At 62.1% G+C, this 9,822-nt stretch carries 7 protein-coding genes and 2 pseudogenes; 6 read left to right on the forward strand and 3 right to left on the reverse strand.

The window, feature by feature from the left end:
• Nucleotides 1-102: 102 nt before the first annotated feature.
• Complete coding sequence (locus APH25_RS15050; RefSeq protein WP_060482469.1) at nucleotides 103-1,449, reverse strand: MFS transporter; 1,347 nt, start codon at nucleotides 1,447-1,449, stop codon at nucleotides 103-105.
• A gap of 281 nt (nucleotides 1,450-1,730) precedes the next feature.
• Nucleotides 1,731-2,606, reverse strand: coding sequence for a pca regulon transcriptional regulator PcaR (pcaR, locus tag APH25_RS15055; protein WP_028635117.1), 876 nt, complete (start codon nucleotides 2,604-2,606; stop codon nucleotides 1,731-1,733).
• Nucleotides 2,607-3,008: 402 nt separating this feature from the next.
• Between pcaR and APH25_RS15060 the strand changes: the two genes are divergently transcribed.
• The 3 genes from APH25_RS15060 (at nucleotide 3,009) to APH25_RS15070 (ending at nucleotide 4,992) form a co-directional block, all read left to right on the forward strand.
• A complete protein-coding gene (locus APH25_RS15060; RefSeq protein ID WP_028635118.1) occupies nucleotides 3,009-3,212 on the forward strand; it encodes a hypothetical protein in 204 nt (67 codons plus the stop codon).
• Between the two features lie 18 nt (nucleotides 3,213-3,230).
• Nucleotides 3,231-3,422 carry a hypothetical protein gene (locus APH25_RS15065; protein WP_060482470.1) on the forward strand — a complete coding sequence of 64 codons (192 nt, stop codon included), beginning with the start codon at nucleotides 3,231-3,233 and terminating at the stop codon, nucleotides 3,420-3,422.
• Nucleotides 3,423-3,519: 97 nt separating this feature from the next.
• On the forward strand, nucleotides 3,520-4,992 hold the full coding sequence (locus tag APH25_RS15070; RefSeq protein ID WP_028635119.1) for an inorganic phosphate transporter: 1,473 nt from the start codon (nucleotides 3,520-3,522) through the stop codon (nucleotides 4,990-4,992).
• Nucleotides 4,993-5,046: 54 nt separating this feature from the next.
• On the opposite strand, the gene APH25_RS15075 is transcribed toward APH25_RS15070, so the two are convergent.
• On the reverse strand, nucleotides 5,047-6,522 hold the full coding sequence (locus APH25_RS15075) for a helicase HerA-like domain-containing protein (RefSeq protein ID WP_060482471.1): 1,476 nt from the start codon (nucleotides 6,520-6,522) through the stop codon (nucleotides 5,047-5,049).
• Between the two features lie 312 nt (nucleotides 6,523-6,834).
• Between APH25_RS15075 and APH25_RS26290 the strand changes: the two are divergent.
• The 3 genes and pseudogenes from APH25_RS26290 to APH25_RS15085 form a co-directional block, all read left to right on the forward strand.
• Nucleotides 6,835-7,710: pseudogene (locus APH25_RS26290) on the forward strand (cache domain-containing protein); the annotation flags it as partial.
• Between the two features lie 258 nt (nucleotides 7,711-7,968).
• Nucleotides 7,969-8,565, forward strand: a pseudogene (locus APH25_RS26295) (methyl-accepting chemotaxis protein); the annotation flags it as partial.
• Between the two features lie 154 nt (nucleotides 8,566-8,719).
• The coding region (locus APH25_RS15085; RefSeq protein WP_060482473.1) for a glycosyltransferase family 1 protein at nucleotides 8,720-9,822 on the forward strand (1,103 nt) is incomplete at its 3' end.

The raw sequence follows: 9,822 nt of genomic DNA on the forward strand, positions 1-9,822 counted from the left end.
GGCTTACAATCCGATAATCGACTATTGGGGCGGTTATCGAACCATTTGTTAACTTTCTGTTCATCTCTCCCAAAAGGCGGCTGCGATGCCGCCCTGGGCCTGTCAGGTGGCGTCGGCGTGGCTGACGATGCCTTTGATGACGACGGCAACGGCTGCCAGTGCCGCAGGCACCAGCAGTGCAGTCAGCACTTGCTCGAACGTCCAGCCGAGGCCCAACAGGGTCGCCCCGCTCCACGCCCCCAGAATCGCTCCGAGACGGCCGATACCCAGCATCCACGACACCCCCGTGGCACGGCCCTGGGTCGGGTAGAAGCGTGCCGCCAGGGATGGCATCGCCGACTGCGCACCGTTGACGCACATACCGGCAACCAGCACCAGTACGGCCAGCAGCGTGATATTGCCCAGGCTCTGACCCACGGCGTAGGCAAACACCCCTGCCAGCAGGTAGAAGAGGCCAATCACCTTGTGCGGGTTGAAGCGGTCCATGGCCCAGCCCACCGCCACTGCGCTCAGCACACCGCCAAACTGGAACAGCGCGCCGATGAACGCGGCCTGCTCCATGCTGGCACCACTGTCGCGCATCAGTGTGGGCAACCAACTGGTCAGCAGGTACACGATTACCAGGCCCATGAAGTAGGTCATCCACAGCAGGACAGTACCCAGCCCGTAGCTACCGGAAAAGATCACGGCAAACACGTTGCGCGCCGCCACGGCCTTCTGCTCCGGCACGCTGAAACTGCCCGCTTCGGCCACGATGCGCGGCGCGATGGGGGCCAGGGTTTTGCGCACCTTCTCCGTACCGCGGTTGCGCACCACCAGAAAACGCGCCGATTCCGGCAACCACACCATCAGCACCACGGCCAGCAGTAGCGGCAGTACACCGCCGATGACCAGCAAGCTGTGCCACCCATAGGCCGGGATCAGCTTGGCGGAGATGAAACCGCCCCCCGCCATGCCCAGGTTGAAACCACAGAACATGCTGGTCACCAACAGCGACTTGAGCCGCTCAGGGGTGTATTCAGACAGCAGCGTTGTGGCGTTCGGCATGCCTGCACCCAACCCCAGGCCAGTCAGGAAGCGCAGCACCAGCAGTTGATTGACGTCGGTGGCATAGGCCGAAGCCAGGCTGAAACCGCCGAACAGCAGCACGGCACCCACCAGCACGCCCTTGCGGCCAAAGCGGTCGGCCAACGGCCCGGAACCCAGGGCGCCAAATACCATGCCGATCAACGCGGCACTCATCACTGGCCCGAGGCTGGCGCGGTCGATACCCCAGTCCTGGGACAGCGCCGGGGCGATAAAGCCCATGGCAGCGGTGTCCAGGCCATCAAGGAAGACGATGAGGAAACACAGCAACACGACCCGCCACTGGTAGCGGGACAGGGGTTGCTCATTGATCAGTGACTGGACGTCGAGGCTTTTACCGACACCGGTTTGCGCTTGATTCATTGTTGTTATCCAGAAGGAGGCACAGCCAGGCCACTGCACGCGAGCATTCGGCGCAGAGTGCGTTAGTTGCGAAAGGAGGGCGCTGTGTCAGCCTGGGGACAACGGCACTGCGTACGGGTAGGCCCGTTGCAGCCTGGGGGCAGTGTGCATGGGAGGTGCCTCTTGTATTTTTGTTGTTCGGTCGGCTTAGCCGACCGTTGCGAGAGACATTAATCAGCAAACCGGGGTGGCGCAATTCACTGCCGGCGAGATTGTGCGTTTATCGCACAACAAACGCAGGCTCAGCCAAACAACTGATGGCAGAGGTCACGGCTTGCCCCTAGTAGAATCGGCAGAAAGCGCTGCTCCAGTTCACTGCGCGTGACCCGCCCCACATGGGTACTTACGTTCAATGCCGCGAGCACCTGCCCGGAAGCGTCGTAGACCGGCACGGCTATCGAACGCAGGCCCTGCTCAAGCTCCTGATCGACCACGCACCACCCCTGGGCACGCACCTGCTGGATGCAGGCGAACAGCGATTCGGCATCATGCAAGGTGCGCGTGGTGCGGGGCTTGAGGTCAGCGCGCTCCAGGTACTCACGAAGGCTGGTGTCGTCCATTGCTGCCAGCAGAATACGCCCCATCGACGTGCAGTAGGCTGGCAAGCGACCGCCCACGGACAGGTCGACCGAAATCAGCCGCTCCACCGTGGCTGACCGCGCGATGTAGAGGATGTCGTCACCTTCAAGGGTGGCCATGTTCGCGGCTTCATGCAGTTGATCGCTGATCCGGTCAAGGTAGGGCTGAGCAGAAATCGCCAACGGCGTGGACGACAGGTAGGCATGGCCCAAGGTGAGCACCTTGGGCAACAACGAGTAGGTACGCCCATTGGTGGTGGCGTAGCCCAGCTTCATGAGGGTGTGCAGGCAACGGCGCACGGCTGCCCGGGGGATTTCCGTGCGGTGGCTGATCTGGGCGATGGTCAGGTGGCGCTTGCGCTCCTGGAACGCCTGGATCACAGCAAGCCCCCGTGCCAGCGAGGTCATGAAATCCGGGTCACCGGTAAAGGCCTGAATACGCTTGGCCGGCGAGGCCACGATGGGTGGCGCCAGCGCTGTTGTCGCCCCGCGGGCCGAGGCTGGGTTGGAAGGATCGTTGGCTGACAGTTCATCACTCATCGCGCACCTCAAAAAAACGCCGGTTCGTGCGATTATCGAACAAACGGCCGATAATCGCAATTGACCGCCGACACGTTTGCTTATACCTTTCTCAGGCCACTTGTGGCTTCTTTGGAGAGACTGGTCAGGTACCCACCGTAGAAGTCTCAGGCAACGGCCTCGTCCTAGGGCGAGGCCGTTTTTCATGCGGCGCTTTACATGCACGGCAACGAACTTTCCATCTGGCCGGTTCTCAAACCTGCAAGGGCCAGTTTGATCTCGCCTGCGCCACCTTTGCATGCGCCCTGCATGTCACGATGGTTGGCAAACTTCCTATTGATATACTGTGCCTGTTCCAGCGGCCGCTTACCGGTACGCGGGACCACGCACTCCGCGGTTATTACACTCATTCAGGTACTGCATGTGACGAAAGAAGAACTGCGCGCAGAACTCGAGCGCCAGGCAGAACGTTACAAGGATGTATACGGTGGCGAGGTCACGACCTACGCCGCGCAAACAGAACCCGAACGCAAACCTTGGCGCAAACGTGCCACTGTTCAGGATCAAGCGTTCAACCAGGAACTCGAGCGCATGGAAAAAGAACTGCGCAGCGAAGATTCCCCGTAGCGCAGTTGATAAAGCCCCTTGCCCGGCACGCCTGGGCAAGGGGCGCAGAAGCTGCGGCCGCTGATCATGAAATGGAATTACACAAATTTCATACAAACGTTTGAATTGATCGAGATCGATCTTTTCATGGCGTTTTCGGAGGCAATCGCTGCCTTTAAGCGTTTTTATGAGCTGATGCTTTTAGTTGCTCGCCGCCGGGCAGTGGGGTGAAAGCCGCCAGGAGGGGATGAACCGTGCGTAACGGGTGCATCGATTGCCAAGGTTTTCTGGCATAATCCGGCCCCCCTATGACCGCCAGACAACCTTCATGATCGATTTATTCAGCGGACTGGATGCCTGGGTATTGGTGAGCCTGCTGCTTGCCCTCACCTTCGTGCTCGCCTTCGAGTTCATCAATGGCTTTCATGACACCGCCAACGCGGTAGCCACCGTCATCTATACCAAAGCCATGCCGCCACACCTCGCCGTGTTCTTCTCCGGGGTGTTCAACTTCCTCGGCGTGCTGCTGGGCGGGGTCGGGGTGGCGTATGCCATCGTCCACCTGCTGCCGGTCGAGCTGCTGATCAATGTGAACACCGGGCACGGCCTGGCCATGGTCTTCTCGTTGCTGGCGGCAGCCATCACCTGGAACCTGGGTACCTGGTACTTCGGCATTCCGGCCTCCAGCTCGCATACCCTGATCGGCTCCATTCTGGGCGTAGGCCTGGCCAATGCCCTGATCAACGACATCCCGCTGGGTGATGGCGTCAACTGGCAGAAGGCTATCGACATTGCCATGTCGCTGGTGGTCTCCCCCATCGCCGGCTTCGCCGTTGCCGCACTGGTGCTGATCGGCCTGAAATGGTGGCGCCCGCTGTCGAAGATGCACAAGACGCCTGAACAGCGCCGCAAGCTCGACGACAAGAAACACCCGCCCTTCTGGAACCGCCTGGTGCTGGTGATCTCCGCCATGGGCGTGAGCTTCGTGCACGGCTCCAACGATGGCCAGAAAGGCATTGGCCTGATCATGCTGGTGCTGATCGGCATCGTCCCGGCGAAGTTCGTGCTCGACCTGAACAGCACCACCTACCAGATCGAGCGTACCCGTGACGCGACGCTGCACATGAGCCAGTTCTACCAGCGCAACGCCGCCACCCTGGGCGAGTTCCTGGCACTGGGCAAAGCCAAGGCCAGTGACCTGCCGGAGAAATTCAGCTGCAACCCGCAGCAGACCGAACCGACCATCGCGGCGCTGCAGTCTTCCCTGCAGGGCGTGACCGACTACCGGGCACTGGACGCCGACAAGCGTGTCGAAGTGCGCCGCTACCTGCTGTGCCTGGACGACACGGCGAAAAAGGTCGGCAAGTTGCCAGGGCTGGACGCCCGCGAAAAAGCAGACCTGGAAAAACTGCGCAAAGACCTGACCGCCACCACCGAATACGCACCGTTCTGGGTGATCGTGGCTGTGGCACTGGCCCTTGGCCTGGGCACCATGGTCGGCTGGAAACGCGTGGTGCTTACCGTGGGTGAAAAAATCGGCAAGCAGGGCATGACCTATGCCCAGGGCATGTCGGCCCAGATCACCGCAGCCTGCGCCATCGGCATGGCCAACGTGTTCGCCCTGCCGGTATCGACCACCCATGTGCTGTCGTCCGGTGTGGCCGGCACCATGGTCGCCAACAAAAGCGGTCTGCAGGGCGGCACGGTGAAAACCATCCTGCTGGCCTGGGTGCTCACCCTGCCAGCGTCCATGGGCCTGGCCGCCGGCCTGTTCTGGCTGGCCTCCAAAGCGCTCAGCTAAAGCGCCAGGTGCAGGAGCCGCCCTGGCTCCTGCACCAACACAGGCGGTTACCCGCTACTTCTTCTTCCCGCCCAGCAACGACCCCATCAAGCCGCGCACCAATTGCCGCCCAAACTGGTTGGCCGCCTGGCGCATCGCCGACTTGATCGCCTGCCCTGCCGCACCCTGCAAAAACTCACCTGCCTTGTCGGCAAAACTGCTGTCGTCGGCCTTGGGCTGCGGCGCAGGCTCTACCGCCTCGCCCTTGCGCTGCGTCAGCCGCTCATAGGCAGACTCCCTGTCCACGGGCTTGTCGTAACGCCCGAGCAAGGGAGAACCCGCGATCAGGGCAGCGCGCTCAGCGTCACTCAGCGGCCCGATACGGGACTGGGGTGGCGCTATGAGTACGCGCTGCACCGTGGCAGGCGTGCCCTTTTCTTCCAATGTGCCCACCAGCGCCTCGCCAATACCCAATTCGGTCAATGCCGCCAGGGCATCGAAGGTCGGGTTCGGGCGAAAGCCCTCGGCCACCGCCCGCAGCGCCTTCTGCTCCTTGGCGGTGTAGGCACGCAGCCCATGCTGGATACGCAGGCCCAGCTGGGCCAGCACAGCGTCCGGCAGGTCTGCAGGGGATTGGGTCACGAAATACACCCCCACCCCCTTGGAGCGAATCAACCGCACCACCTGCTCCAGCCGGTCTTGCAACGCCTTGGGTGTGCCCTTGAACAGCAGGTGGGCTTCATCGAAGAACAGCGCCAGGACCGGTTTGTCGGCATCCCCTCGCTCCGGCAATTGCTCGAACAGCTCGGCCAACAACCACAGCAGGAAGGTGGCGTAGACCTTGGGGGCCTCGTGCACCAGGCGGCAGGCATCAAGCAGGTGGATGCGGCCCTTACCACCTGCAGCCGGCTGCAACAGGTCGTCCAGTTGCAAGGCCGGCTCGCCGAACAATGCATCGGCACCCTGCTGCTCCAGGGTGGCCAACCGGCGCAACAACGCCTGGGTAGAGGCAACAGTCACCAACGCGCTGTCTTCACCCAGCAGTTGCGGGTTGTCCTTGAGGTGCGCGAGCAGCGCCTTAAGGTCCTTGAGGTCCAGCAGCAGCAGCCCTTCCCGGTCAGCCACCTTGAACGCGGCATACAGTGCGGCCTGCTGGCTATCGGTTAGATCCAGCAGGTTGCCAAGCAGCAATGGGCCCATCTCGGTCAACGTGGTACGCAGGGGGTGGCCGGTCTTGCCGGCAATGTCCCACAGGCTGACCGGATACGCCTGCGGCAGGTGGTGCAACCAGGGCATGCCGGCGATACGTTCGGCCACCTTGCCCTGCGGCGCACCGGCCGCCCCCAGCCCGCACAGGTCACCTTTAACGTCAGCGGCGAACACGGCGACACCGGCGTCACTGAAGGCCTCGGCCAGATGCTGCAGGGTCACGGTCTTGCCAGTACCTGTGGCGCCCGCCACCAGGCCATGACGGTTGGCCAGCTTCAGCGCCTGCCCGACCGGCAGGCCGTCTAGCCCGGCCCCTACAACGATGGTTGAAGATTCCGACATCTGTTTAATCCTCTGCTCAAGCTTTGCCTGGGGTCGGCCGATACCTCGGGGTGATATTTGCCTTACATAGAGAGAAAAAACCGAAAAGGGACTTTTCGGGATGTTGCACTCGCTGTGCTCGACAGGTGCGAACACCTGATACAACACCTTAGCGGAATCGATAACGCCATGAACAAAAGCCTTCGTTTCAGCCACAAGATTCTATTGGCAGCCTCACTGATCGTGATACTCGCCTTCAGCCTTTTTACCCTCTACAACGATTACCTGCAGCGTAATGCGATTCGCGAGGACCTTCAGAACTACCTGGCTGAAATGGGCGCATCCACGTCGACCAACATCCGCAGTTTGTTCGAGGGCCGTATCAAACTGGTGGAAAACCTGGCACAGAACATTGCCCAGCAGCCGGCCAGTGCCGAAACGCTGATGGGGCAGAATGCCCTGGTGTCCAGTTTTCTAACGGTGTACCTGGGCAAGGTAGACGGTGGCTTCAGCGTGCGCCCGGACGCGAAGATGCCGGACGGCTACGACCCCCGCACCCGCCCCTGGTACAAGGACGGCATGAACGCCAGCGGGGCCATGCTGACCGAGCCCTATATCGACATGACCACCAACAAGATGGTCATCGGCATCCTCAGCAAGGTCGCCAACGACATTGGTGTGGTGGGCGGTGACCTGGCCCTGGACGGCCTGGTGCAGATCATCAATTCGCTGAACTTCGGCGGCATGGGCTACGCCTTCCTGGTCAACGACCAGGGCAAGATCCTGGTGCACCCTGATCAGGGCTTGGTGATGAAGTCGCTGTCGGACCTGTTCCCCGAACACGCGCCCAAACTGACCGCAGACCTCACCGAGGTGCAGAGCGAGGGCCAGACCCGCCTGCTCACCTTCACACCAGTGACGGGCCTGCCGTCGGCCAACTGGTACATCGGCCTGTCGATCGACAAGGACAAGGCCTTCGCCATGCTCTCCACCTTCCGCACCTCGGCGGTGATCGCCACGGTGGTGGCCGTGGTCATTATCATCGGCCTGCTTGGGCTGCTGATTCGCGTGCTGTTGCAGCCGCTGCACACCATGACCCGCGCCATGGAAGACATCGCCGAAGGCGAAGGCGACCTGACCAAACGCCTGCGCATTCACAACCACGACGAATTCGGCATTCTGGGCACCGCCTTCAACCGCTTCGTCGAGCGCATCCATGCCTCGATCCGCGAGGTGTCTTCGGCCACCGAGCAGGTCAACGAAGTGGCATTGCGGGTGATTAGCGCCTCCAACTCGTCCATGACCAACTCCGACGAGCAATCCAACCGCACCAACAGCGTGGCCGCCGCCATCAATGAACTGGGCGCAGCCGCCCAGGAGATCGCCGGCAATGCCGCCCAGGCCTCGCAGCACGCCAGCTCGGCCAGGCTGCTGGCCGAAGAGGGCCAGCAGGTGGTGGAGCGCAGCATTGCCGCCATGAACCGCCTGTCCGACCTGATCGTCACCTCCAGCGGCCACATCGAAACGCTGAACGGCAAGACAGTGAATATCGGCCAGATTCTCGAGGTGATCACCAGCATTTCCCAGCAGACCAACCTGCTGGCTCTGAACGCGGCCATCGAAGCGGCCCGTGCCGGTGAAGCCGGCCGCGGCTTTGCGGTGGTAGCCGATGAGGTGCGCAACCTGGCCCACCGCACCCAGGAATCGGCGCAGCAGGTACAGGGCATGATCGAGGAACTGCAAGTGGGCGCCCGTGAGTCGGTCGATACCATGGACCAGAGCCAGCGTCACAGCACCGAAAGCGTGCAGATCGCCAACCAGGCCGGCGAGCGGTTGGACAGCGTCACTGTTCGGATCGGCGAGATCGACGGCATGAACCAGTCGGTTGCCACTGCAACCGAGGAGCAGACTGCCGTGGTCGAGGCGATCAACATGGACATCAACGAGATCAACATGCTCAACCAGAAGGGCGTGGAAAACCTGCAGGCCACCCTGCGCGCCTGCTCCGACCTGGAACAGCAAGCCAGCCGCCTCAAGCACCTGGTCGGCACGTTCAGAATCTGACAGCCAACCACCAGCGGCAGGCATGTGGCCTGCTGCTGGCCATCAGCCCATCAGCGGCCGATCGAACAAACCATCCTTCCACAAGGTCAACTTTAGGCGTGTCATCGCCGGCCAATCACTGCCGGATGACAGACCCGAATACGATCCCGGAGGGATGCTGATCGTGCACATCGCCGACATCACCATGTTCTACGCCCCGGCCAGCGGCGGCGTACGGACGTACCTTGATGCCAAACACCATCGCCTGGACGCACTGCAGGGTGTGCGCCATAGCCTGCTGATACCCGGCGCCAGCGCCACCCACGCAGACGGCGTGTACCATGTGCCTTCCCCACCCCTGCCATTCGGCAAGGGCTACCGTTTCCCGGTACGCCTGGCGCCCTGGTGCAATGTGCTGCGCGACCTGCAACCTGACCTGATCGAAGTGGGCGACCCCTACCTCACCGCCTGGGCGGCCCTGGAGGCGCGGCGCAAACTGGATGTGCCTGTCATCGGCTTCTACCATTCCGACCTGCCCTTGTTGGTAAGCAACCGCATGGGCAACTGGTTTACCCCTAATGTCGAAGCCTACGTCAGCAAGTTGTATGGCAATTTCGACCGGGTGCTCGCCCCGAGCAAGGTGATGGCCGACAAGCTCAAGCGCCTGGGCGTGCGCGATGTGCACGTCCAGCCCCTCGGGGTAGACCTGGGCACCTTCAACCCTTCACGGCGCGACCCACAGGTACGCGCCGAGCTGGGTATCGCCGATACCAGCCGCCTGTTGATCTACGCAGGCCGTGGCTCACGGGAGAAGAACCTGCCGGTGCTGTTGGAGTGCATGCGCCAGCTTGGGCGTGGTTACCACCTGCTGCTGGTAGGCTCGAACATGCCCAGCAACGTGCCCGATAACGTCAGCGTGATTGGCCAGTTCTGCCCGGCACACGAAGTGGCGCGGCTGATGGCCAGTGCCGACCTGCTGGTGCATGCAGGGGACCAGGAAACCTTCGGCCTGGTGATCCTTGAAGCCATGGCCAGCGCCACGCCAGTGGTCGCGGTGCGCGCCGGCGCGTTCGGGGAAATCGTCAACGACCAGTGCGGCCGGCTGTGCCAGCCCAACGATGCGCAAGCCATGGCCGCCGCCGTGCGTGAAGCCTTCGAAGCCGGCGTGCGTAACCTCGGCGCCCAGGCCCGTCAACACGTGGAAACCTGCTACTCATGGGACAGCGTGGTCAATGGCCTGCTGCAACACTATCACGCCGTACTCGGCCACCCGCTGCA

Origin of the sequence: Pseudomonas sp. NBRC 111119 (assembly GCF_001320125.1) — a bacterium.
Taxonomy (GTDB): Bacteria; Pseudomonadota; Gammaproteobacteria; order Pseudomonadales; family Pseudomonadaceae; genus Aquipseudomonas; species Aquipseudomonas parafulva.